21 protein-coding genes are annotated in these 23,159 nt (G+C 49.1%); 4 read left to right on the top strand and 17 right to left on the bottom strand.

What is annotated here, in order from left to right; translation table 11 throughout:
• Positions 1 to 183: 183 nt before the first annotated feature.
• The 14 genes from ptsG to yceD form a co-directional block, all read right to left on the bottom strand.
• Positions 184 to 1,614: a PTS glucose transporter subunit IIBC gene (ptsG, locus tag C9I98_RS20740; RefSeq protein WP_036826595.1), complete on the bottom strand. Its 1,431-nt coding sequence runs from the start codon at positions 1,612 to 1,614 to the stop codon at positions 184 to 186.
• A gap of 460 nt (positions 1,615 to 2,074) precedes the next feature.
• Positions 2,075 to 2,851 carry a TatD family hydrolase gene (locus C9I98_RS20735; RefSeq protein WP_107272438.1) on the bottom strand — a complete coding sequence of 259 codons (777 nt, stop codon included), beginning with the start codon at positions 2,849 to 2,851 and terminating at the stop codon, positions 2,075 to 2,077.
• A 73-nt stretch (positions 2,852 to 2,924) separates the two neighbouring features.
• The gene (gene holB, locus C9I98_RS20730) at positions 2,925 to 3,887 is read right to left on the bottom strand and encodes a DNA polymerase III subunit delta' (protein ID WP_036817783.1); all 963 of its coding nucleotides are present in this window, start codon (positions 3,885 to 3,887) and stop codon (positions 2,925 to 2,927) included.
• Position 3,888: 1 nt separating this feature from the next.
• Positions 3,889 to 4,518, bottom strand: coding sequence for a dTMP kinase (gene tmk / locus C9I98_RS20725; RefSeq protein WP_036817785.1), 630 nt, complete (start codon positions 4,516 to 4,518; stop codon positions 3,889 to 3,891).
• A 2-nt stretch (positions 4,519 to 4,520) separates the two neighbouring features.
• A complete protein-coding gene (gene mltG / locus C9I98_RS20720; protein WP_036817786.1) occupies positions 4,521 to 5,531 on the bottom strand; it encodes an endolytic transglycosylase MltG in 1,011 nt (336 codons plus the stop codon).
• On the bottom strand, positions 5,525 to 6,334 hold the full coding sequence (gene pabC / locus C9I98_RS20715; RefSeq protein ID WP_036817787.1) for an aminodeoxychorismate lyase: 810 nt from the start codon (positions 6,332 to 6,334) through the stop codon (positions 5,525 to 5,527). Before pabC ends, mltG begins: the two co-directional genes overlap by 7 nt.
• 137 nt (positions 6,335 to 6,471) lie before the next feature.
• On the bottom strand, positions 6,472 to 7,710 hold the full coding sequence (fabF, locus tag C9I98_RS20710) for a beta-ketoacyl-ACP synthase II (protein WP_036817788.1): 1,239 nt from the start codon (positions 7,708 to 7,710) through the stop codon (positions 6,472 to 6,474).
• Positions 7,711 to 7,796: 86 nt separating this feature from the next.
• Positions 7,797 to 8,033 carry an acyl carrier protein gene (gene acpP / locus C9I98_RS20705; protein WP_007467184.1) on the bottom strand — a complete coding sequence of 79 codons (237 nt, stop codon included), beginning with the start codon at positions 8,031 to 8,033 and terminating at the stop codon, positions 7,797 to 7,799.
• A 157-nt stretch (positions 8,034 to 8,190) separates the two neighbouring features.
• Positions 8,191 to 8,925, bottom strand: a complete 735-nt coding sequence (fabG, locus tag C9I98_RS20700; RefSeq protein WP_107272437.1) for a 3-oxoacyl-ACP reductase FabG — start codon at positions 8,923 to 8,925, stop codon at positions 8,191 to 8,193.
• Positions 8,926 to 9,001: 76 nt separating this feature from the next.
• Positions 9,002 to 9,925, bottom strand: a complete 924-nt coding sequence (gene fabD, locus C9I98_RS20695) for an ACP S-malonyltransferase (protein ID WP_036831673.1) — start codon at positions 9,923 to 9,925, stop codon at positions 9,002 to 9,004.
• 90 nt (positions 9,926 to 10,015) lie between these two features.
• On the bottom strand, positions 10,016 to 10,972 hold the full coding sequence (locus tag C9I98_RS20690) for a beta-ketoacyl-ACP synthase III (RefSeq protein ID WP_036831675.1): 957 nt from the start codon (positions 10,970 to 10,972) through the stop codon (positions 10,016 to 10,018).
• Positions 10,973 to 10,977: 5 nt separating this feature from the next.
• On the bottom strand, positions 10,978 to 12,003 hold the full coding sequence (gene plsX, locus C9I98_RS20685) for a phosphate acyltransferase PlsX (protein ID WP_081879142.1): 1,026 nt from the start codon (positions 12,001 to 12,003) through the stop codon (positions 10,978 to 10,980).
• Between the two features lie 9 nt (positions 12,004 to 12,012).
• A complete protein-coding gene (gene rpmF, locus C9I98_RS20680; protein WP_006231206.1) occupies positions 12,013 to 12,183 on the bottom strand; it encodes a 50S ribosomal protein L32 in 171 nt (56 codons plus the stop codon).
• 20 nt (positions 12,184 to 12,203) lie between these two features.
• Positions 12,204 to 12,719, bottom strand: a complete 516-nt coding sequence (gene yceD, locus C9I98_RS20675) for a 23S rRNA accumulation protein YceD (RefSeq protein WP_036831678.1) — start codon at positions 12,717 to 12,719, stop codon at positions 12,204 to 12,206.
• A 301-nt stretch (positions 12,720 to 13,020) separates the two neighbouring features.
• Here yceD and C9I98_RS20670 point away from each other — a divergent pair, with 301 nt between their 5' ends.
• Entirely contained in the window at positions 13,021 to 13,602 is a 582-nt protein-coding gene (locus C9I98_RS20670) for a Maf family protein (RefSeq protein WP_036831680.1), read from the top strand.
• Between the two features lie 125 nt (positions 13,603 to 13,727).
• Here C9I98_RS20670 and rluC read toward each other — a convergent pair whose 3' ends face one another.
• A complete protein-coding gene (rluC, locus tag C9I98_RS20665) occupies positions 13,728 to 14,684 on the bottom strand; it encodes a 23S rRNA pseudouridine(955/2504/2580) synthase RluC (RefSeq protein ID WP_036831682.1) in 957 nt (318 codons plus the stop codon).
• Positions 14,685 to 15,226: 542 nt separating this feature from the next.
• On the opposite strand from rluC, the gene rne reads away from it, so the two are divergent.
• Positions 15,227 to 18,484 carry a ribonuclease E gene (rne, locus tag C9I98_RS20660; protein WP_211318343.1) on the top strand — a complete coding sequence of 1,086 codons (3,258 nt, stop codon included), beginning with the start codon at positions 15,227 to 15,229 and terminating at the stop codon, positions 18,482 to 18,484.
• A 910-nt stretch (positions 18,485 to 19,394) separates the two neighbouring features.
• A complete protein-coding gene (locus C9I98_RS20655; protein ID WP_036824377.1) occupies positions 19,395 to 20,951 on the top strand; it encodes a SulP family inorganic anion transporter in 1,557 nt (518 codons plus the stop codon).
• A 99-nt stretch (positions 20,952 to 21,050) separates the two neighbouring features.
• Here the strand turns inward: C9I98_RS20655 and C9I98_RS20650 are convergent, their stop codons facing one another.
• Together C9I98_RS20650 and C9I98_RS20645 are read right to left on the bottom strand one after the other, a co-directional pair.
• A complete protein-coding gene (locus tag C9I98_RS20650) occupies positions 21,051 to 21,512 on the bottom strand; it encodes a low molecular weight protein-tyrosine-phosphatase (protein ID WP_036824374.1) in 462 nt (153 codons plus the stop codon).
• 40 nt (positions 21,513 to 21,552) lie between these two features.
• Complete coding sequence (locus tag C9I98_RS20645) at positions 21,553 to 22,245, bottom strand: DUF3313 domain-containing protein (protein ID WP_107272435.1); 693 nt, start codon at positions 22,243 to 22,245, stop codon at positions 21,553 to 21,555.
• 138 nt (positions 22,246 to 22,383) lie between these two features.
• Here C9I98_RS20645 and C9I98_RS20640 point away from each other — a divergent pair, with 138 nt between their 5' ends.
• On the top strand, positions 22,384 to 23,148 hold the full coding sequence (locus tag C9I98_RS20640; RefSeq protein ID WP_107272434.1) for an adenosylcobinamide-GDP ribazoletransferase: 765 nt from the start codon (positions 22,384 to 22,386) through the stop codon (positions 23,146 to 23,148).
• Positions 23,149 to 23,159 lie beyond the last annotated feature (11 nt).

Here is a 23,159-nt window from a genome sequence, read left to right as displayed (position 1 = left end):
CTTCCTTCAGACCCTACCGTTGGCCAATAACGCCCTTGCCATTCGGATTATCTTCCCCTTAGTCGGGGCGATTCAGGTTTCTTTCAACCTGACGGGTTTGCCAGCTTTGCTGGGCAAACAAAAAAGGGAAGCCGAAGCTTCCCTTTAGTCTGTTGAATTCTATTTTAGAATCTGTAGTTCGTATTAGTTGTTACGAATCCACTCATCCATGTCAGATTTCAGGTTGTCAGACTTAGTACCGAAGATAGCCTGTACACCACCACCAGCGATAACAACACCCGCCGCGCCTAGTTTCTTCAGGCGGTCTTGGTCAACGTTGTCAACACTTGCTACAGCAACACGTAGGCGAGTGATACAAGCGTCAAGACCTGTGATGTTCTCTTTACCACCGAAAGCAGTTACCAAGTCTTTCGCTAGGTCAGAACCTGTCGCAGATGAAGCTGCTTCTTCTGTCTCGTCTTCACGACCAGGCGTTTTCAGGTCAAGCTTAGTGATTACTGCACGGAATACTGTGTAGTAGATTGCAGCGTATACAAGACCAACAACAACCATTAGGCCAAGCTTCTGAGCGTTGCCAGACAGTACTAGGAAGTCAATCAGACCGTGTGAGAAAGACGTACCGTGTACAAAGCCAAGGATGTTAGCAACAACGTATGCAGAACCAGCTAGAAGTGCATGGATTCCGTATAGTACTGGAGCAACGAATAGGAATGAGAATTCGATTGGCTCAGTAATACCTGTTAGGAAAGAAGTCAGTGCAGCTGAAAGCATGATACCCATTACTTTCGCACGGTTCTCAGGCTTAGCACAGTGTGCAATCGCGATAGCCGCAGCTGGTAGACCGAACATCTTGAACATGTAACCACCGGCTAGCTGACCGAAGCCATTACCCGCGATACGAGATGCTTCATCAGCAACTAGGTAACAAGTTAGAACACCGTTCTGAGTTTCGCCAGCAGCGTTCACACAAGAACCTGCTTCGAAGAAGAATGGAACGTTCCAAACGTGGTGTAGACCAAATGGAATTAGAGAACGCTCAACGATACCGTAGATACCGAATGCAACTGTTGGGTTCTGGTGTGCAGCCCAATCAGAGAATGCAGCAATAGCGCCGCCAACTGGTGGCCAGATGATAGAAAGCAGTACCGCAAGACCAATTGCACAGAAACCTGTCATGATTGGTACGAAACGCTTACCAGCAAAGAAGCCTAGGTACTCAGGAAGCTGAATACGGAAGAAGCGGTTGAATGCCCACGCAGCAACACCACCGACAAGGATACCACCTAGTACACCTGTATCGATTGATTCTACGCCCATTACGCTAGCCATAACGCCAAGCGTTGCAGCCATGATGCCGTAACCTACGATAGCAGCAAGACCTGCTACACCGTCGTTGTTTGTGAAACCTAGTGCTACACCTACTGCGAATAGTAGTGGCATTTGGCCAAATACAGAACCACCAGCAGATTCCATAACTTGAGAAACAACTTCTGGTAGCCAGCTAAAGTTAGCGGCACCAACGCCCAACAGAATACCTGCTACCGGCAAAACCGATACAGGCAGCATCAGCGCCTTACCGACTTTTTGCAGGTTAGCAAAAAGGTTCTTAAACATATTGTGCTCCTGAGTGAGATGTTTAATCAGAAATTAAGCAAGTACTTACGACCTACCCCCGTAGTCATTATGTAAGTACTGCTTTTCTTTGTTATTACAGCTTTAGTATATGTTGCGGCGCTAAATATAACTTGATGGCCGTCAAAAATGCCATTACAGCGTGAAATATAATTTCAAAATTAAATATAGATCACAATGACCAAACTACCTAAAACGGCAGTACGCAAAACATAAGATATTGATTTAAAACAATAAAAATACCAAAAACCACACTTTCAACACACTGTAATTATCTTTCAATACTGTAAGCTATGTTACTTAACGTTACGAAATTACATTGAGGTTAAAACAGACAGAAAATAGCGTATTTTGCAGGATATTTTTAACCCACTTAAATATTTTCTGAATTTTTACTATTTCAGGCATAAAAAAAGGAGCTTACGCTCCTTTTTTTAACTAATTATCTTTCGGCTCGCGAAAAAAGGGTGAAGAAGTTGTCTGTGGTAATTTCCTCGACTTCACTCGCAGAAACCCCCTTCAGCATCGCAATATATTCAGCGACTTCTTTCACATATGCAGGTTGGTTTTGCTTACCGCGATATGGAATCGGCGCAAGGTATGGCGAATCGGTTTCAACCAGCAGGCGCTCTAGCGGCAGCTGGCTGACAACATGCTTTAGCTCACTTGCTTTGTTGAAGGTAACAATGCCTGAAATCGAGATATAGAAGCCAAGCTCAATGGCTTCCAACGCCATTTCAAGGCTTTCGGTAAAGCAGTGCAACACACCGCCACACTTCTCGGCACCTTCTTCACGCAAAATCTGCATGGTATCTTCGCGCGCCATGCGGGTATGGATGATCAGCGGCTTGTTCAATTCAACGGCCAAGCGCACATGCTGGCGAAAGATCGCTTTCTGTTGCTCGGCAAGCTCAGGCTGGTAGTGGTAATCAAGCCCCGTTTCCCCAATGGCAACAACGCGCTCATGCTGGGCATATTCTTTCAGCTTGTCGAAATCGAACCCTGTTTCTATATCAAGCGGGTGTACCCCACATGATGCAAAAACATTGTTGTGCGGCTCGATCATTTCCATCATGGCCGGGAAGCTTTTTAGCGTCACACCCACAGACAGGAAGTAATCCACGCCACGGGCCTGCGCTTTTGCCAGTACATCATCAATCCCTGTATGCAGTTTCTCGTAATCTAATTTATCCAGGTGACAATGCGAATCAACTAACACGTCATTTTCCTCTGTATTCTGCTCAACCCAGCATCAAGCTGGGCATGTTATTCTCTATAGCGGGTTCAGCTTCTTATTGAGCCATGAACCCCGTTAGCCACTCAACCAACAATAGCTCAGCATTCAAGCCTGTGTGGCGTTCAAGCTGCTGATACAGCGCATTGGCTTTGCGGCTTTGGCTAATCAGCGTCGCCGGCGTAACCACTGCGGCGGCTTGCTGCACCAAAGGTAGGGATTCACTGTGCACCAAATGACCTGCAGCGCCTTGCTGCAACTTCAGGCAATCCACCATGAAGTAGCTCAGCCACTTCAAGCTATTATGCCCTTCGCTGCTACACAGCCCGGCAACGTCATAAAGCCCAATATGCGGTGGCTGTAAGAAAGCGGCAAAGGCTTCTAGCAACTTGCCATAGCGGATATCCTGCCCTTGCTCGATAAATTGCATGGTTGCAATCGGGGCACTGTTGTTTAGCCTGACCGTTTCCAGCTTAATACTTTGCATCAGCTGCTTTTCAACCCAACGCTGAGTATCGGCTTCATTTGGCATCGCAAGGCGCCACTTATTACAGCGGCTATTGATGGTCGGTAGCAAGTTATCAAGTGCCGAGGCCAGCAAGATAAACTGGCAACCTGATGGTGGCTCTTCCAGTGTTTTAAGCAACGCATTAGCCGCCGCCTCACCCATGGCGTCGGCATAATCGATCATAATGATCCTATCGCCACCAAGCTGCGAGGTTTCCACCGCCCAGCGATTACATTTACGCACCGCATCAACACCGATTTGCTTGCCTTGTTGCTCCGGTGCCAAGGGGTGGAAATCAGGATGCGTCCCCGCTTCAAACAGCTTACAGCTGTGGCAAATACCACATGGCTCCGTTACCCCATTCTGGCATAACACTGTTTGCGCCAATTGCTTGGCCAGTGCCTCACGACCGCTGCCCAGTGGTGCGACCAATAAAACGGCATGGTGCAGTCGTCTTTGATCTAACAACTGCTGCCAATTCTGCCATAAAGATTCCTGCCAAGGATAAAGCATCTTACTGTTGCTCCACCCAGCACTTAAGTGCTGCCTGAATATCGGCCGTCACCTTCTCCAACGACTGGCTAGCATCAATGATGGTCACGCTTGGATCGTTCTCAGAGAGCTCTAAGAAGCGGGCACGGGCCCGGTTGAAGAAATCAATATTCATCTGCTCGATACGGTCAAGCTCACCTCGGCCACGCGCGCGCTCAAGGCCAAGTACCGGATCAATATCCATATACAACGTAAAATCAGGGCGGAAATCACCCAGTACCGTATTACGGATGTTTTCCATCACAGTTTTATCAAAGCCGCGGCCACCACCTTGGTAGGCCTGTGACGACATGTCGTGGCGATCACCCACCACCCAGTGGCCTTTATTCAAGGCCGGTTTAATCACATTTTCAACCAGTTGCGAGCGAGCAGCATACAGTAGCAATAGTTCAGCCATGTCCGTTAGCGGCTCATCAGGGTGCCCTTCCTTTACTAAGGTGCGCATCTGCTCAGCTAATGGCGTACCGCCTGGCTCGCGGGTAGAGGTGATATCTTCGATACCTTTTTCTGCAAGTACCTGCATTACCTGCTTGATAGCCGTACTTTTACCCGCGCCTTCAAGCCCTTCAATTACAATAAATTTACCAGTCATTCTTATTTTCTTAGTGTTCTCAAGTAAGCACGTACAGCACGGTTGTGCTCTGTCAGCGTCTTAGAAAATTTATGGCCGCCTTTGCCATCAGCCACAAAGTAGTAATACCCCGTATCAACCGGGTTTACTGCAGCCAAAACCGATGCCTTGCTTGGCATTGCAATCGGTGTCGGTGGCAAACCCCAAATGGTATAGGTGTTGTACGGCGTTGGCGTACGAAGGTCGCGCTTGCGAATGTTACCATCGTACTTATCGCCCATTCCGTAGATCACGGTTGGGTCTGTTTGCAGTCGCATGCCCTTGTTCAAGCGGTTCATGAACACTGATGACACCATGGTGCGCTCATCATCAACGGCCGTTTCCTTCTCGATAATTGACGCCATGATCAGCGCTTCGTATGGGTTATCAAGCGGAATATCTTTATCACGCGTCTGCCATGCCTCATCAAGCAGCGCAATCATGTCTTGGTATGCACGCTTGAGTAGGTCTAAATCGCTGGTACCCACGGTGTAATGATAGGTTTCTGGCAGTAGGTAGCCTTCAAGCTTGTCGACATCAGCACCAATCGCCTTGGCAATGTCAGCCTCGCTCATGCCTTCGGCCTCATGAATCACATGCGGCGCTTCGCTCAGCTGTGCCAGCCAATCAACGAAACGGTCGCCTTCAACCAAGGTAATGGCAAACTGCTGCTCGCGGCCAGAAGCCACCAAAGCAAGTACATCACGCAAATTCATCTCGGCTGAGACCAAGTAGCTTCCGGTCTTCAGTTGTACGAGTTCTGGCTCTAGCCGTGGGATCCAACGCGTCCATTCCGAGGCAGGAACAATGCCTTGCTGGTCAAGTTGATTTAATAGTCCACGGTAGGACGTGCCCGCCTTAACCGTCAGTAAAGCGTCTTCTGTGTTAACCACAGGCTGTTCAAGCGATAGTTTCACTTGCTGGTAGGCCCAGCCCAGTGCTCCGGCAGCAACTACCCCCAGCAAAACTACAACCATCATCAACTTCTTTAGCACGTGTACAACCTCTTGTTTATTGCATTAAGCGCATCGCGCTCAACAAATTTGATTCCATTTATGTCATTTACAGGCACTAACGCCATCAGGGCATTAGTAATAAAGACTTCATCTGCACAAAGCAAGCTATCGAGCGGCATTTTGACACTCTCTAAACAATAATCGAGCGAAGCCACAATTTCGATCACATGGCGTCGCATTACCCCGTGCACACCCGACAAATCCAGTAACGGTGTATAGATAGTATTGCCCTTACGCCAAAAAATGTTCGACGCCACCGTTTCCGCCACCGCCCCGTTGGCATCCAAGGTGACGGCATCCACCACCCCGGCTTTTTCTGCTTCTTGCTTGAGCATGACCTGCTCTAGACGGTTTAGGTGTTTATACCCCGCTAAGATCGGGGAAATTGACAATCTTTGCTGGCAAATTCCAAGACTGATCCCGTCTTGTTGCCAATTGGCATAATGCGCCGGCCAAGTAAAATCAGACACAACCACTTGGGTGGCATCGCAGCCATGCGGGCTATATCCACGGCCACCACTGCCACGGCTGATCAGCACCTTTACGCCCCCTTTTTCCGGGTATTGTGCTGCCAGGCGGGCAACGTCACTTTCAAGCTGCTGCCAGTCAGGCTCGGCAATAGCAAAAGCGTTAACCGTTTTTTTCAACCGCGCTAAGTGTAACGGCCATAGGCGAACCCGCCCTGTTTCAACGAGCATGGTCGTAAAACAGCCATCGCCGTACTGCAAGGCTCTGTCGGTCACTTCAACATGGGATTGAGGTTTTCCGTTTATCAGAATCATTGCTCACCTATTTCTACCAAGGTTCTTATACCAATCGACTTATACCAACCTACAAGAAAAACCAATCAGTAAATCTTGCCGAAAAAAAACGGCCCGGTGCATAACACCGGGCCGCCATATGATAACACAGGTTATCTTTAGATTTTCTTAAACAGCAGTGAGCCGTTTGTACCACCGAAGCCAAATGAGTTACAAAGTGCGTACTCAAGGTTAGCTTGGCGAGCTTCGCCTGGCACGTAGTCCAGATCACAGCCTTCATCTGGGTTTTCTAGGTTGATTGTTGGCGGTACAGCCTGATCAACCAGAGACATCGCAGTGATAATAGCCTCAACAGAGCCAGCGGCACCCAACAGGTGACCGGTCATAGACTTGGTAGAAGACACCATCACTTTGTCTACTGCTGCGCCCATTGCACGCTTGATACCCAGTGTTTCAGCAACGTCACCCGCAGGGGTAGACGTACCGTGTGCATTCACATAGCCGATTTGGTCAGCGTTGATACCCGCATCACGGATAGCCGCTTCCATCGCAAGTGCACCACCAGAACCGTCAACACTTGGTGAAGTCATGTGGTAAGCATCACCACTCATACCAAAGCCAACAAGCTCAGCATAGATTTTCGCACCACGCGCTTTCGCGTGTTCGTATTCTTCCAGCACCATCATACCGGCGCCGTCGCCAAGTACGAAACCGTCACGCTCTTTATCCCACGGACGAGATGCGCCCTGTGGATCGTCGTTACGAGTAGAAAGTGCTTTAGCAGCTGCGAAGCCGCCCATGCCCAGTGGCGTAGATGCTTTTTCAGCACCACCAGCCAGCATGGCATCTGCATCGCCATAAGCAATCATACGCGCAGCATGGCCAATGTTATGAAGGCCAGTTGTACATGCCGTAGAGATAGCGATGTTTGGACCACGTAGACCGTGCATGATAGACATGTGGCCTGCGATCATATTTACAATTGTCGATGGAACAAAGAACGGGCTGATTTTACGCGGGCCCTTTTCCATCAATGATTGATGGTTAGCTTCAATCAAGCCAAGACCACCAATACCAGAACCGATAGCAACACCCACACGGGCTGCGTTTTCTTCAGTGACTTCAATGCCAGAGTCTTTTAATGCTTGAACGCCTGCTGCGATGCCGTATTGGATAAACAAATCCATTTTACGTGCATCTTTTTTCGACATGTATTCTTCACAGTTGAAGTCTTTGACCATACCGGCAAAGCGAGTAGCGAATGCGCTAGCATCAAAATGTTCAATAGTGCTGATACCGCTAGTACCTTCTAGCAGGGCCTTCCAAGATGAATCTACAGAATTACCTACCGGTGATAGCATACCCATGCCAGTAACAACTACGCGACGCTTAGACACGATTAATTTCTCCGGGATTTGAGGATAAAACAGGTTTCAAAAGAAAATCAGGCGGTCATGGTGACCGCCTGGAGGGAGTTCTTTAATTACTCAGAAGCGCCAACAACGTAGTCGATTGCTGCTTGAACTGTAGTAATTTTTTCAGCTTCTTCGTCTGGGATCTCAGTGTCGAATTCTTCTTCTAGAGCCATAACTAGTTCAACTGTATCTAGAGAGTCAGCGCCTAGATCGTCAACGAAAGAAGCTTCGTTCTTAACTTCAGCTTCGTCTACACCTAGTTGCTCAACAATGATTTTTTTTACGCGTTCTTCGATGTTGCTCATTAATCTATTTCCTTAAAACAAGAATTCGCTAATGCGATTTGCTGTAGTTTATTCAATACTGCAAAAGTTGCAATACTCAAGACGCTGGTCAAACCACGATTTTCATTGAAAACTAGTTGAGTTTGACTTGCATCATCAAGTTATGCAACTTTTTTGATTAAATCATGTACATGCCGCCATTTACATGCAGCGTTTCGCCGGTTACATAACCAGCATCTTCAGAGGCTAAAAATGCAACAGCTGCTGCAATTTCGCGCGGATCGCCCAAGCGACCAGCAGGCACACCAGACAGGGTTGCAGCACGCTGATCGTCAGTTAGGGCTTTCGTCATGTCAGTTTCAATGAAGCCAGGTGCAACTGCGTTCACAGTAATACCACGAGACGCCACTTCGCGAGCCATTGACTTAGTGAAGCCAATTAGGCCAGCTTTCGCTGCTGCGTAGTTAGTTTGGCCAGCATTACCCATAGTACCTACTACAGAGCCAATGCTGATGATACGGCCGTGACGCTTTTTCATCATTGCACGCAGTACCGCTTTAGACAGGCGGAAAATAGACGTCAGGTTAGTATCCATGATGTCTTGCCACTCGTCGTCTTTCATGCGCATTAGCAAGTTGTCGCGAGTAATACCTGCGTTGTTAACCAAGATATCAACGTCGCCAAACTCTTCTTTGATCTGCTTAAGCACAGACTCAATAGACTCCGGAGAAGTTACGTTAAGTGCAAGACCTTTACCGTTGTCACCAAGGTAGCTGCTGATTGCTTCAGCTCCGCTTTCAGATGTTGCTGTACCGACAACTGTCGCACCGCGCTCAACTAGAATCTCAGCAATAGCACGGCCAATACCGCGGCTTGCACCCGTTACTAGGGCAACTTTACCTTCCAGGCTCATTGTTCTTCCTCTTAATAGGTTATTTATGCTGCCTGTGGCGCGCTATTATTCAGCGCCCCGCAGGCAAACATGGTCATTACTTAGCAGCTTCTAGCGTCGCTGTGTCGTTAACAGCGGCAGCGCTAAGTGAACGATTAATACGTTTTGTTAGGCCAGTCAGTACTTTACCTGGGCCTAGCTCAAGCAGTTTCTCAACGCCTTCCTCAGCCATACGCTCTACAGACTCAGTCCAACGTACTGGGCTGTGCAGCTGCTTAACCAATGCCTGCTTGATTGCCGCAGGATCAGTTTCAGTCGCAACATCAGCGTTGTTGATAACAGGCAGTGTTGGTGCAGAAAACGCGATGTTTTCTAGTGCTGCAGCCAATTTTTCTGCCGCAGGCTGCATTAGCGCACAGTGAGAAGGCACAGAAACAGGCAGTGGCATAGCACGCTTAGCACCCGCTTCTTTACATAGTACGTTTGCACGCTCTACTGCTTCTTTGTTACCCGCAATCACAACCTGACCAGGCGAGTTGAAGTTAACTGGCGAACAAACTTGGTCTTGAGCTGCTTCTTCACACGCTTTGGCAATCGCATCGTTATCAAGGCCGATGATTGCAGACATTGCACCAACGCCAGCTGGTACCGCTTCTTGCATTAGCTGACCGCGAAGCTCAACTAGCTTCACCGCTTCTTTAAAGTCGATAACACCCGCACAAACCAGTGCAGAGTACTCACCGAGGCTGTGACCAGCCAATACTGCTGGTTGCTCACCACCCTGCTCTTGCCATACACGCCAAATTGCCACTGAAGAAGTCAGTAGTGCAGGCTGAGTGCGGTGAGTTTGGTTTAGGTCTTCCGCTGGGCCATTTTGAACCAACGCCCATAGGTCGTAGCCAAGTGCTTCAGACGCTTCAGCAAAAGTTTGCTTAACAATAGCAAACTGTTCTGCAAGCTCTGCCAGCATGCCAACAGTTTGAGAACCTTGTCCTGGGAATACAATCGCGAACTTAGACATTCGAGAATCCTTATTGGGTTGTTGTTAGGCTTAGCCCACCAGTGAAACCAGTGTTGCTTTGCGCGCTAAGCCTAGTCGTGAATCTGATAATTAGAACTTCACCAGGGCCGAGCCCCAAGTAAAGCCGCCACCGAAGGCTTCCAACAGCAGCGTTTGGCCACGCTGGATACGGCCATCGCGCACCGCCTCATCCAATGCCGTTGGCACTGTGGCTGCAGACGTGTTGCCGTGACGGTCAAGGGTTACCACCACTTGATCCATCGACATCGACAGTTTCTTCGCCGTTGCCTTAATAATTCGCAAGTTAGCTTGGTGCGGTACCAACCAATCAAGCTCGGACTTATCCATGTTGTTGGCGGCCAGCGTGTCTTTCACCAAGTTTGATAGCTGGGTAACCGCGACTTTGAACACTTCGTTACCGGCCATATATAGCCACTTGTCGTCGCTGAACGCTTCGCCATGATCGGGCACCGCCAAGCTCAATAAACCACCAAAGTGGCCATCGGCATGCAGGTGGGTAGAGATAATGCCCGGCTCTTCGCTGGCACCAACCACAACTGCACCGGCACCATCACCGAACAGGATGATCGTTGAACGATCTTCCGGATCACATTTGTGAGACAGCGCATCAGAGCCGATCACCAATACGTTTTTCGCCATACCGGTTTTAATATGCTGATCTGCCACGCTCAGTGCATAAACGAACCCCGAGCACGCCGCGGCAATATCAAAGGCCGGACAGCCTTTAATATCAAGCATGCCTTGCACTTGGCAAGCTGCCGACGGGAATGAGTGACTCGCACTGGTAGTCGCTACGATGATCAGGTCAATATCGTCTTTATCGATACCCGCCATTTCGATGGCGTTAATAGAAGCCTGATAGCCCATTACAGCAACTGTTTCATCAGCTGCGGCAATGCGGCGCTCTCGAATACCGGTACGAGCTACAATCCACTCGTCGTTGGTTTCCACCATTTGCTCTAAGTCAGCATTGGTACGTACTTGCTCAGGCAAGAAGCTGCCTGTACCTAAAATTTTGCTATACATGAAGACTAATAATGCCTCTCGAGTAAGACTTCTTCCAAACGGTCACTGATTTTAGTCGGTACTTGCCGTTTGACCTCGTGAACCGCTTCACCAATCGCATTGGCAAATGCGGTTGTATCAGCACTTCCATGGCTTTTAACCACTATACCGCGCAATCCTAACAGACTCGCCCCGTTATACTGGTCGGGGTTCAGTCGTTTGAGCCGATCAAACAGGTCACTAAACAACCATTTAGCAATCAACTGTTTGAGAGGATTGCGAGAAATCGCCTGCTTGAACTGGTTAATGAATAAATTGGCAACGCCCTCGCTGGTTTTCAAACTCACATTACCGACAAAGCCATCGCAGACGATGACATCCGCTTGCCCGCTGTATAGTTGATCCCCTTCAAGGTAACCGACATAGTTGATATCTGGTGATTCTGTCAGCATTTCTGAGCAGCGTTTCACCAAATCGTTGCCTTTGATCTCTTCCTCACCAATGTTGAGCAAGGCAACCCGTGGCGAATGCGGCAGACCTTGTTCAGCCAATACGGCCCCCATCACGGCAAACTGGAATAGCGTGTCGGCATCGCAAGACACATTTGCCCCGAGATCAAGCAACCAGGTTTTATTGTCGGTGCGGGTAGGAATCGCGGAAACCAATGCAGGTCGGTCTACACCCGGCAGCAATTTAAGTATAAAACGGGACAGTGCCATTAACGCACCGGTATTGCCTGCGCTCACGCACGCGTCAGCTTGGCCTGCGGCTACCGCTTCCAGTGCCATACGCATGGAAGAGCCTTGGCTACGGCGCAATGCTTGGGACGGACGGGTATCGTTGCCAATCACATGTTCGCAATGAACAATGCTAATTCGAGGGTGTTCAGACTGGTTTAGGAGAGATAGTTGAGACGTGATCGCACTTTGATCACCAAAAAGAATAACTTTGAGCTCTGGGTATTGCAACAGTGCCTGCACGGAGGCAGGCACTGTTACTTGAGGACCGAAATCCCCGCCCATTGCATCAAGTGCAACGGTAAGACCACTCAAGGTTCAACCTTATTTGTTGATAACCTTACGGCCACGGTAGAAACCGTCAGCAGTTACGTGGTGACGTAGGTGAGTTTCACCACTTGCAGAATCTACAGATACAGCTGCAGTTGTTAGTGCATCGTGTGAACGACGCATACCACGTGCTGCACGTGATTTTTTGCTCTTTTGTACGGCCATTAACCCTACTCCTGTTAAAATTACTTACTTAGATTTTTCAATACTGCAAACGGATTCGGACGCTCATCAGCAACGGGGATCTCACCAAAAGTCATGTTTCCACTGGCTTTACAGTCAGCTTCATCATGCATAGCGACTTGAGGCAGTTCCAAAATCAATTCGTCTTCAACGATTTGAATCAGATTGATCTCACCATTTTCGTCGACGTCAGCCGGCTCATAAGCTTCCGGGAAATCATCTGCGTCCTCTGGTTTGAGGAGCGGACTATAACAGAATTCCACACTGTATTCGTGTTGGAACCCTTCCTGGCATCGCTGACAGGTCAAAGTCACTTCAACATCAGCGCGACCGCGCATAAATGCGAGGCGACGTTGGTCCAAGTCAAATGATAAGGTGACGTTTGCATCACGTGTTACGCTCTGCGTTGACGCGGCCAAACGCTCAAGTAATTCAGCTTTGATGATGCCATCATAGTCGAGTTTTTTTTGAGCAGCGCGAACCGGGTCAACCGTAAGCGGCAATTTTACCTTTTGCATAGGGCGCGAATATTAGCCTTCTAATCTGTTTGAGTCAAAGGAAATGTGCGTGAATTAACAGCATTTAGTTAATTCGTATACTACGTACGGTGAACGAATCACTGAACGGGGCCACTTCCACCATTTTGTCTGTTATCTGACTGACTATAAACAGGTTGAGTCCCGTTAATTAACTGCGCAAATAACACACAAAACACGATGAAATGATCGCCAGTATGCCGTCATCACCTAACATTATAACGTAGCGTTCATACTCTGTGGCGGCTAGACTACCACAACCTTGAATAACCCGGTAATCATCATGACCCAACCTTTGCTGCTGGCTTCTACCTCGCCTTTCCGCCAGTCCTTGCTTGAAAAGCTCCAGGTGCCATTTGCGACCGCCAAGCCCAATACTGACGAAACCCCACTGGCTGGCGAGTCTGCCGAGGCACTGGTACAACGCCTAGCCGAAGACAAAGCCAAAGCGTGTGCCGCCGAGCACCCCGACCATTTGATCATTGGCTCCGATCAGGTATGCGTGATCAACGGTAACATCATGGGCAAACCGCACACGGTAGATAAAGCCTGCGAGCAACTACAAGCAGCAAGCGGTCAAACTGTCACTTTCTATACCGGCCTGTGCCTATATAATGCCGCCACCCAAACCAGTGACGTCATCTGCGAACCTTTCCATGTCACCTTCCGCCAATTAGACCAAGGGGAAATTCGCCGCTATGTCGAACGGGAACAACCGTTGAACTGCGCAGGCAGCTTCATGTGCGAAGGACTGGGTATTGCGTTGTTTGACAAACTGGAAGGCAGGGATCCCAACACCTTGGTTGGCATGCCATTGATTGCCTTGTGCGACATGCTTAAGAAGCAAGGCGTTTCGGTACTGTAAACGAGCCCCTGCCCTTTATAAAAAATAAATAAACCCAAAGCAAAAGCGGCTAACCGTTGCTCACGACTAGCCGCTTTTCTGTATCTAACGCTTAACGAAATAGCTTTAGCTATCACATTGCACGGTTATTGCTTGTTCGCTTTGACCCGCAGCTGCTCCACCGCCTTCACCAATTTTGCTTCCATTGGCGCGCTGATATCCATCAGCTCTTCCGTATTCGGGTGGGTAAACTTGATGTTTGCCGCATGAAGGAAAAGTCGGTTGAGCCCCGTTTTTTTCGTATAAGCATCAAAGCGCGGATCACCATAACGGTCGTCCCACGCAATCGGGTGACCAGTGTACTGGCAGTGAACACGAATTTGGTGGGTACGGCCCGTTACTGGGCTAGCCTGCACCAAGGTTGCCTGCTCCAAACGCTCGATCACCTTGAATCGGGTATCAGACGCTTTACCGTTCGGGTTAACCCGTACAATGCTGTTCACTTCGTTTTTAAGCAGTGGCGCCGTCACCTTCTTGCAACTAGCCTTCCACTCACCCATCACCAAGGCATAGTAATACTTCTGCACCGTTTTATTGCGAAACTGCTCTTGCAGCTTGCGTAGCGCCGAGCGCTTCTTCGCTACCAACAAGATGCCGGAAGTATCGCGGTCAATACGGTGAACCAACTCCAAGAAACGCGCATCGGGACGAAGGGCACGCAATGCTTCGATGGCACCAAACTTCAATCCGCTACCACCGTGCACCGCTGTTCCTGACGGCTTATTCAAGATCAGCATGTGGTCATCTTCATAGATGATGCACGATTCCAGCTCAGATACCTTATCCAGCTTGGTGCTGATTGGCGCTTGGTCTTCTTTTTCCGGTACTCTTACCGGAGGTACCCGAACCAGGTCGCCGTCTTGTAGTTTATATTCAGGTTTTATCCGTTTTTTATTTACTCGCACTTCACCTTTACGCAAAATGCGATAAATCATACTTTTCGGTACGTTTTTAAGCCTTGCGCGAAGGAAGTTATCGATCCGCTGGCCGGCAAAGTCATCTGAAATCTCGATGAATTGCACTTTAGGTTTGTCATCATTCATAGCCACGTATTCTATACAAAAGACGGAAAAAGAGATAACCCCCCTTCGACTAATTCACTATTGATTTTTTTCTAAAAAAAGCAATTGTGCATTTTTCAACACTTTAGACCGAACTCTTTCATAAAGCAGATTGCCGCAAAAAAGCCACCCTGCTATGATTGCCTGCAAGAGTAGGAAAAAAAGCCTACTTTGTTAACAGGGTGAGCAGATTACCACCCAAGTGATTATTTTATATACCGCTCTGACGAAAAACGCAGCACATGGCGTAAGACGTTAAATTCATCGGAGTGTTTTTTAGTGCGTTCACTGACGTTTTTTTATTGATGTGACAGATACCGCCGTAAGAGTACGGTGAGCCAGCTGTATATTTTTCAGATTTAATCATCTTGATACAGTTGGATACAACGTGTTGCCAAACAGCACCCCTGAATTCCAGCCGTGAGGTTGCATTTAGATCAGACTTGGGGTCGGGCACCATTGATAAAACTCGTGACTGCACGCGCTAATACAACGACAAAAACGAGTACAATATAATGAAAAGAATGTTGATTAACGCAACTCAGAAGGAAGAGTTGCGCGTCGCATTAGTTGATGGGCAGAAGCTCTTCGATCTTGATATCGAAAGCCCTGGCCACGAATCTAAAAAAGCTAATATCTACAAAGGTCGCATCACACGTATCGAGCCAAGCCTGGAAGCAGCGTTCGTTGACTACGGTGCAGAGCGCCACGGTTTCCTCCCTCTTAAAGAAATCGCCCGTGATTACTTCCCCGCTGATTACACCTACCAAGGCCGTCCTAACATCAAGGAAGTGCTAAAAGAAGGTCAGGAAGTTATTGTTCAGGTTGACAAAGAAGAGCGCGGTAACAAAGGGGCAGCCCTAACAACCTTTATCTCTCTTGCTGGTAGCTACCTAGTTCTAATGCCAAACAACCCTCGTGCCGGCGGTATTTCTCGTCGTATCGAAGGTGAAGAGCGTACCCAGTTGAAAGCGGCACTTAGCACGCTTGAACTACCTCAAGGCATGGGTCTAATCGTACGTACTGCAGGTGTTGGCAAGTCTGCCGAAGACCTAGAGTACGACTTAAACTACCTACTTAACCATTGGGAACGTGTGAAAGATGCAGCAGACTCTGCACCAGCACCGTTCTTGATCCACCAAGAAAGCAACGTAATCGCTCGTGCTATCCGTGACTACCTACGCCGTGACATCGGTGAAATTGTTATCGATAGCAAGAAGATTTTCGACCGTGCACGCGATCACATCCAGCAGGTTCGCCCTGACTTCCTGTCGCGCGTGAAACTGTACGAAAATACCGATACGCCGCTATTCAACCACTACCAGATCGAAAACCAGATTGAATCTGCGTTCCAGCGCGAAGTTCGTCTGCCATCAGGCGGCTCAATCGTTATCGATCCAACTGAAGCATTGACGTCAATCGATATCAACTCTGCCCGTGCAACTAAGGGTGGTGATATCGAAGAGACAGCATTGCAAACAAACCTTGAAGCGGCCGACGAGATTGCCCGCCAGTTGCGCCTGCGTGACCTTGGTGGCCTAGTCGTTATCGACTTCATCGATATGACCCCTGTTCGTCACCAGCGCGAAGTTGAAAACCGTCTGCGTGAAGCAGTTCGTATGGATCGTGCCCGTGTTCAGATCGGCCGTATCTCGCGCTTTGGCCTACTTGAAATGTCGCGCCAGCGCCTGAGCCCATCACTGGCTGAAGCGAGCCACCACGTGTGTCCTCGTTGTAGCGGTACGGGTGTTATCCGTGACAGCGAATCACTGTCGCTATCAATTCTTCGTCTGATCGAAGAGGAAGCACTGAAAGACAACACATCGCAAGTGCTTGCGATTGTCCCTGTCGCCATTGCCTCTTACCTACTCAACGAAAAGCGTCGTTCTGTACAGCATATCGAGAAGTCCCACAACGTTCGTGCGATTATCGTGCCTAACGCTGATATGGAAACACCTCACTTTGAGGTTGTACGTGTACGTAGTGGTGATGAGCACGATACGCTGTCTTACCACCTACCTCGCACACTTGAAGCACTGAAAGAAGCCGAAGCAGCTGAATCAGCGCCGCAAGAGCGTGTTGTTAAGAAGCGCGAAGAGCCTGTACTGCAAGGCTTTAGTGCACCACAACCACAGCAAGCGCAAGCAGCGGCTAAGCCTAAAGCGAAGCCACAGCAGCCGAAAGCGAAAGCAACACCTGCTGCTGAAGAAAAGCCTGGCTTCTTTAGCCGTATCTTCTCTGCTATCGCAAGCATCTTCTCATCTAGCCCTGAGCCAGAAGTGAAGGAAGAGAAGAAAGCAGCGAACAAGCGTAGCAACCGCCGTGGTGACCGCAAGGACAACCGCCGCAACCAAGACAACCGTCGTGGTGAGCGCCAAGAAGGTGGCCGTCGCGGAGACCGTCAAGAAAACCGCCGTGGTGGTAAAGATGGTCAGCGCCGTGGTCGTCAGGATCGCACTGAGCGTCCAGAAGGCGAGCGTAAGCAAGCTAACGAGCAGCGCCAGCAGCGTCGTCGCAACGAGAAAGCGAAGGACAAGCCGGAGCAGCCGCAAACCGAGAAGCAAACTCAGCAGCGTAAAGACAAAGAGCAGAAGCGCCAGTCTCGTCGTGAAGACATTCAAGCGCAGAAGCAACGTCGTACTGAAGAGCAGCAAGCGAAAAGTGCGAAGCCTAGCGTAGAAGAGAAACGCGAACAGGAATTCGAGAAAGCGTCTAAAGTGAAGCAGCGTCGTCAACGCCGTGACCTTCGCAAGAAAGTACGTATCACCGATGACCTAGAGCAAGCACCGGTACAAACGCCAGAAACAGCACCTGTTGCAGAAGAAGTGAAAGCGCCTGTCGCACAAGAGGCAAAAGCACCTTCGGCAATCGAAGAGCTAGGCACAGCAATGGCCAAAGAAGCGAAAGCGACTGAGGAGCAAGTTGAACAAAAAGGTGAAGATAAAGCTGAGCAAGAAAATGGCCAGCGTCGTAACCGCCGTTCACCTCGCCACCTTCGCGCTAGCGGCCAGCGTCGCCGTCGCATCCGCGATAACCGCCCAGAAAAAGGCGATAACGTAGAGAAGATGGTAACTGATGCTGTCGGCCATGCCGTTGAAGAAGCCACTGATGCTCTTAACGATATGGAAAACGTGGTAAGCATTGTTGAGAAACCAGCAGCTTCACGCCCTCTATCAGGCGTTGCCTCACCAGAAATGGCGATGGGCAAAGTATGGCAGGCGAAGAAAGTGCCTGTTGCCGCTATCGACGAGCCAGTTGCAGAAGCTGCCGTTGAAGCTCCAGCAGAAACTGCTCCAGCACTTGGTGGCGTTGCACAACCTGAGCTAGCGATGGGTAAAGCATTCCCACTTCGCCAAGCACCTGTTGCTGAAGCACAACCTGTGGTTGAAGAAACTATCGTTGAAGCGCCAGTTGCTGAAGAAGCAGTTGTTGAGGCGCCTGCTGTTGAAGAGCCAATTGTTGAAGAGACGGTGGCAGAAGCACCAGTCGCTGAGACTCCAGTTGTTGAAGCAGCACCTAAAGCTGAAGTGAAGGCAGAAAAGCCTGTCGTTGAAGTTGTTGCTAAAGAAGCGGCTGCAGAAGCTAAGCCAGTAACAGCAACGGCACCTCGTGGTCGCCACACTGCTGCGCCAATGGCTAAAGCCCCTGCACCAGCTGAAACCGCCACTGCAGAAGTTGTTGCCATTGCTCCACTTCGCGAGAGCCGCTTTGCTGCTCGCCAAGCTGGTAGCCAAACGGCGACCAACTCTGCTCAAGCGCCAATGAGTAAGCCACTAGGTTAAGCCTCATTGCTGCGGCAATAGCTGAGTAGCTAAACATTGAAAGCCATACCTGAAAGGGTATGGCTTTTTTTGTTTTTAACCTTTTACCACACTCTGAAGTAGCCAGTTTGAGGGGGCTTTGAGCTTGGTGTTTGGTGGTGGCTTATGAACATTCGGTAAGGATTGGCGCAGTAACCCCACCCTGCCTTGAAACTGACTTCGTGCACAACGTTGCCATGGTTGACAAAGGGGAAGGAACTGTTTCTCGCAGGTAATCAGTACTGTGACCAACGCCCTTTCCGCACCAAAGAAAGCTCTCCCCCTTGAACTCCGAAGTAAAGAAATCGAGCAAGTTTATACAAGGGGGAGCTGGAGGGGGTTGCTAGCACTGTGCTTGCCATTGGGCTCCGAGCCATAACCCCATCCTAGCCTTCCCCTTGAAAGTGATTCTGCGAACAACCATGCCGCAGTGGGTAAAGGGGAAGGAACTGTTTCTCGCAAGTAATCAGTACTGTGACCAACGCCCTTTCCGCACCAAAGAAGGCTCTCCCCCTTGAACTCCGAAGTAAAGAAATCGAGCAAGTTTATACAAGGGGGAGCTGGAGGGGGTTATAAACCGGGGACATGGTTTACAAATGCTGCTCTCAATAAATAGCCTCAAATAACTCATAGGAGTACTGATAAGGACATTTCAGCAATTGAGTTATTCATATAATGAAACATATGGAAAACAGAAATTACTCCCACAACCGCAATTATTGATAGCTATAAATCTGGTTACAATTACTCACCTCAAGATGAAAAAACCCACTTGAAAGTTGAACCACTTCACATATTTCTGTAGGATCTTGCGCCTTATAAGCTCTTTTAAAAGTGGATGCACTGACGCAACCCGGCTAAACCCACCTTAACCGGATAAAAACTGAATAAAATGTTTGAATTCCCTCAATTTTCGCGACAATCCGTCAAAAATGACGTTCTTTCTGGACTAACTGTTGCGCTAGCACTGGTACCGGAAGCTGTAGCCTTTGCTTTCGTAGCAGGTGTAGACCCAATGGTTGGCCTATACGCTGCATTTATTGTTGGCCTAGTCACTGCCGTTCTGGGTGGTCGCCCGGGAATGATTTCTGGTGCAACAGGCGCAATGGCTGTTGTAATGGTAAGCCTGGTTGCCGAGCACGGTATTGAGTACCTGTTTGCGGCTGTCATGCTGGCCGGTGTTATTCAGATCCTTGCTGGTATTTTCAAACTGGGTAAGTTTATCCGCATGGTGCCGCACCCGGTAATGATTGGTTTCGTAAACGGTTTGGCGATTGTGATTTTCCTCGCTCAGCTTGGCCAGTTCAAAGTACCAGATGCTTCAGGCGCATTAGTTTGGATGCAGGGCCCAGAGCTGTACATCATGCTTGGCCTTGTGGCGCTGACCATGTCTATCATCCACTTCCTACCTAAGCTAACGACTGCTGTACCTTCTTCATTGGTTGCGATTATCACAGTAACGGCATTGGTTCATGGTTTAGATCTTGATGCGCGTACTGTTATCGACTTCGTTCGCACCATGAGTGGCAACTCAGAAGCAACCCTAGCAGGTTCGCTACCGACATTCTCGGTACCGCAGGTTGGCTTCAACATGGAAACCCTAAGCATCATCTTGCCATACTCGCTTGTACTGGCCGCTGTTGGTCTGATTGAATCACTACTGACGCTAACAGTCATCGATGAAATGACAGGCACCCGTGGTCAAGGTAACCGCGAATGTGTGGGCCAGGGCCTTGCGAACGTTACCTGTTCTGTATTCGGCGCTATGGGTGGTTGTGCGATGATCGGTCAATCGATGATCAACATCAACTCGGGTGGTCGTGGTCGCCTGTCTGGTATCACCGGCGCGGTAGGCCTATTGCTATTTATCCTATTCGGTTCATCACTAATTGAAATGATCCCGCTAGCAGCGCTAGTTGGTGTTATGTTCATGGTTGTGATTGGTACCTTCGAGTGGGCAAGCTTGAAGATGGCACGTAAAGTACCAAAACACGACTTCTTCGCGATTATTCTTGTCACTGGTGTGACTGTTGCGGTTGACCTAGCTATGGCGGTAATCGTAGGTGTGATTTACTCTGCGCTAGTATTCGCTTGGGAACACGCGAAGCACATCTATGCATCAAGCCACATCGACCAGAGTGGTTCAAAAGTTTACGAAGTAAACGGCCCGCTATTCTTTGGTTCGGTTTCTCACTTCCTAGAGCTATTTGATGCGAAAAACGACCCAGCGGATGTGATCATTGATTTTGCCAAATCACGCGTTGCTGACCACTCTGCAATCGAAGCCATCGATACCATTGCTGAGCGCTACGCCAACCAAGGTAAAACGCTGCACATTCGTCACCTAAGCCCAGAGTGTCGCTCGCTGCTTAAGAAAGCGGGTAACCTGGTTGAGGTGAACATGGTAGAAGATCCAACCTACAAGGTTGCAACCGATACCCTAGGCTAAGTAAGCCAAGCTTCAGATAAACAAATGCCCGCAAAACATTGCGGGCATTTTGTTATTGAGTACATGCGTTTCTTCAAAGAGCAGAACTATTGAAGCGCATCACTGTTGAATACTGTCCAGCACCGCGTCCGACGCTTCCTCAATCAAATCCAGCACCAATTCAAAGCCGTTGCTACCTCCGTAGTACGGATCGGGAATTTCCTCGAAATCCGGGTTATTGCCGTAGCTTAAAAATAGCTTCAGCTTGTGCTGGTATTCATCGGGGCAAATGGCTTGCATATCGGCAAGGTTGGCATGGTCGGCCGCTAAAATAAGGTCAAAATGCTCAAAGTCATCAGCGGTGATCTTTCTTGAGCGTATCCCATCGAAGCTATATCCCCTCGCCTCACCTGCCGCCATCGAGCGGGGATCGGGCTGCTCGCCTTGGTGATACCCAATTGTGCCTGCCGAGTCGACAGTGACATAGCCACCACGCTCTTGGGACTTAGCGCGCAGAATGGCTTCACCGGTCGGCGAACGACAGATGTTGCCCATGCATACCACCAAAATTTTATATGCCATACATTATTCCTTATTGAAACGCCTACGCCTGCCGCACGTATTAACCCTCACCCTGCTCTATCAAGTGGCCTTGATAAGCCGTTAAACGGATGAAATGGACGATATCTTGAGTAAAGCGCTCGACAGCATCCTTTATCTGCTCAAAGCGTAGTTGTTCGGTGTCATTTTCCAATATGTCTTTTGCTAACAATACACTAACGCGTTCGGCAAGCAACTCGCCAGTCGTACTATCAAGCAATTGGGACTCGACCAACAGACGGACAATACGATCCCGCGTACCTAGCAAGGCTTTGGTTCCGCCAATAATTGCCCCATAAGGTAGGATCTCGGTGATCTTCAGATCTTCCATATCGGTACTGGCTCGGGTTATCTCCACCCTGAGTATGGCGGTGTGATCATTTGGGCTATGGGTAATAGGCACACCGTTAGACAACTCTTCTTCCAGAATCCCAGTCAAACGATGCGATATTCGCTCCAGCACTTTTTCGGGAAGCTGGTGATCGGTCTTCGCTTTCTGATTTAGCCCTACAGGCTCAATCATCAACTGCTGGTATTTAGAAACCTCCAGTGTTGGCGACACCCACTGTAGCCCAGTGGCATCTTCAATATACTCGACTTCGACCAGCTCCCCCTTGCGCTGTGCCGAACTTTCGGCCCACTCCTGATCGGTGGGTAACCGACTAGAGCAACCCGCAAGTAAAGCAATAAAACAAACCGCCAACCAAATACGCATTGATAAACCTTTCAATAAATAGAACACCATACCGTTAGTGGGATTCTAACTAAAAAAACGGTTAAGCTGAAATCAAAAATCGGTTTAAAATACTTTACTCTTTTGTTTTTCATTTTAAACGGATTTTCATAGCGATATATGAAGCAACAATGGCAAATCTTCTTGGTGGCACTGGCATTTTTCACCCGCATCCCTATTCCTGCTAACACGCCATACTCCCCAGAGCGCCTGAACCAGGCCAATCGGTACTTTGCGCTTGTCGGCACCGTTGTTGGTGTACTAACGGCGTTGGTATTTATTGTCGTTCAAACCTTATTCCCGCCCGCCATTGCCATCGTCATCGCAATGGCGTTTAGCCTGCTACTCACGGGGGCCTTTCACGAAGATGGGCTTGCCGATGTCTTCGATGGCTTTGGTGGCGGATGGAAACCCGAGCAGAAGCTCGACATTATGAAGGATTCGCGCCTTGGCACGTATGGGGCCAGCGCGCTATTTATCGCACTGGGATTAAAGTGGGCAACGTTAGCCAGCATTGCCAATGTCAGCATCAGCTTTGCAGCCCTGTCATTGGTAATCATGCATACCCTAAGCCGGGCCATCGCTGCTAGCCTGATCTTCAGCTATCCCTATGTGAGATTGGACGAGCAAAGCAAAGTAAAACCTTTGGCAAATCAGCAAAGCCAGCACGATTTGTGGGTTTTAATTGCCACCAGTTTAATGGTATTACTCTTACTCCCCCTCACCACAGCCTTCGTCCTAACGGTGATCCTTATCATCGCGCGCTTTTGCTGTGGCCGTTGGTTCAATCGCCAACTTGGGGGCTATACCGGAGACTGCCTAGGCGCGGCTCAACAAATATCAGAAATCGCTGGCTATCTCGTTCTATTGGCAAGCATCACATAACAACAAGGATT

The organism is Photobacterium sanctipauli (assembly GCF_003026495.1).
In the GTDB taxonomy this organism is placed as follows: domain Bacteria; phylum Pseudomonadota; class Gammaproteobacteria; order Enterobacterales; family Vibrionaceae; genus Photobacterium; species Photobacterium sanctipauli.
The sequence above is the reverse complement of the archived record's forward strand: the minus strand, read 5'-3'. Positions and strand labels throughout refer to the sequence as shown.

Excerpts from the sequence above, each read along its gene's own strand:
- rpmF (WP_006231206.1), bottom strand. The coding sequence starts at position 12,183 with ATGGCCGTACAAAAGAGCAAAAAATCACGTGCAGCACGTGGTATGCGT.
- C9I98_RS20645 (WP_107272435.1), bottom strand. The coding sequence starts at position 22,245 with ATGCGTATTTGGTTGGCGGTTTGTTTTATTGCTTTACTTGCGGGTTGC.
- C9I98_RS20690 (WP_036831675.1), bottom strand. The coding sequence starts at position 10,972 with ATGTATAGCAAAATTTTAGGTACAGGCAGCTTCTTGCCTGAGCAAGTA.
- C9I98_RS20640 (WP_107272434.1), top strand. The coding sequence starts at position 22,384 with ATGAAGCAACAATGGCAAATCTTCTTGGTGGCACTGGCATTTTTCACC.
- ptsG (WP_036826595.1), bottom strand. The coding sequence starts at position 1,614 with ATGTTTAAGAACCTTTTTGCTAACCTGCAAAAAGTCGGTAAGGCGCTG.
- pabC (WP_036817787.1), bottom strand. The coding sequence starts at position 6,334 with ATGATTCTGATAAACGGAAAACCTCAATCCCATGTTGAAGTGACCGAC.
- fabG (WP_107272437.1), bottom strand. The coding sequence starts at position 8,925 with ATGAGCCTGGAAGGTAAAGTTGCCCTAGTAACGGGTGCAAGCCGCGGT.
- C9I98_RS20670 (WP_036831680.1), top strand. The coding sequence starts at position 13,021 with ATGACCCAACCTTTGCTGCTGGCTTCTACCTCGCCTTTCCGCCAGTCC.
- rne (WP_211318343.1), top strand. The coding sequence starts at position 15,227 with ATGTTGATTAACGCAACTCAGAAGGAAGAGTTGCGCGTCGCATTAGTT.
- fabD (WP_036831673.1), bottom strand. The coding sequence starts at position 9,925 with ATGTCTAAGTTCGCGATTGTATTCCCAGGACAAGGTTCTCAAACTGTT.
- C9I98_RS20655 (WP_036824377.1), top strand. The coding sequence starts at position 19,395 with ATGTTTGAATTCCCTCAATTTTCGCGACAATCCGTCAAAAATGACGTT.
- holB (WP_036817783.1), bottom strand. The coding sequence starts at position 3,887 with ATGCTTTATCCTTGGCAGGAATCTTTATGGCAGAATTGGCAGCAGTTG.
- tmk (WP_036817785.1), bottom strand. The coding sequence starts at position 4,518 with ATGACTGGTAAATTTATTGTAATTGAAGGGCTTGAAGGCGCGGGTAAA.
- acpP (WP_007467184.1), bottom strand. The coding sequence starts at position 8,033 with ATGAGCAACATCGAAGAACGCGTAAAAAAAATCATTGTTGAGCAACTA.
- rluC (WP_036831682.1), bottom strand. The coding sequence starts at position 14,684 with ATGAATGATGACAAACCTAAAGTGCAATTCATCGAGATTTCAGATGAC.
- C9I98_RS20650 (WP_036824374.1), bottom strand. The coding sequence starts at position 21,512 with ATGGCATATAAAATTTTGGTGGTATGCATGGGCAACATCTGTCGTTCG.
- yceD (WP_036831678.1), bottom strand. The coding sequence starts at position 12,719 with ATGCAAAAGGTAAAATTGCCGCTTACGGTTGACCCGGTTCGCGCTGCT.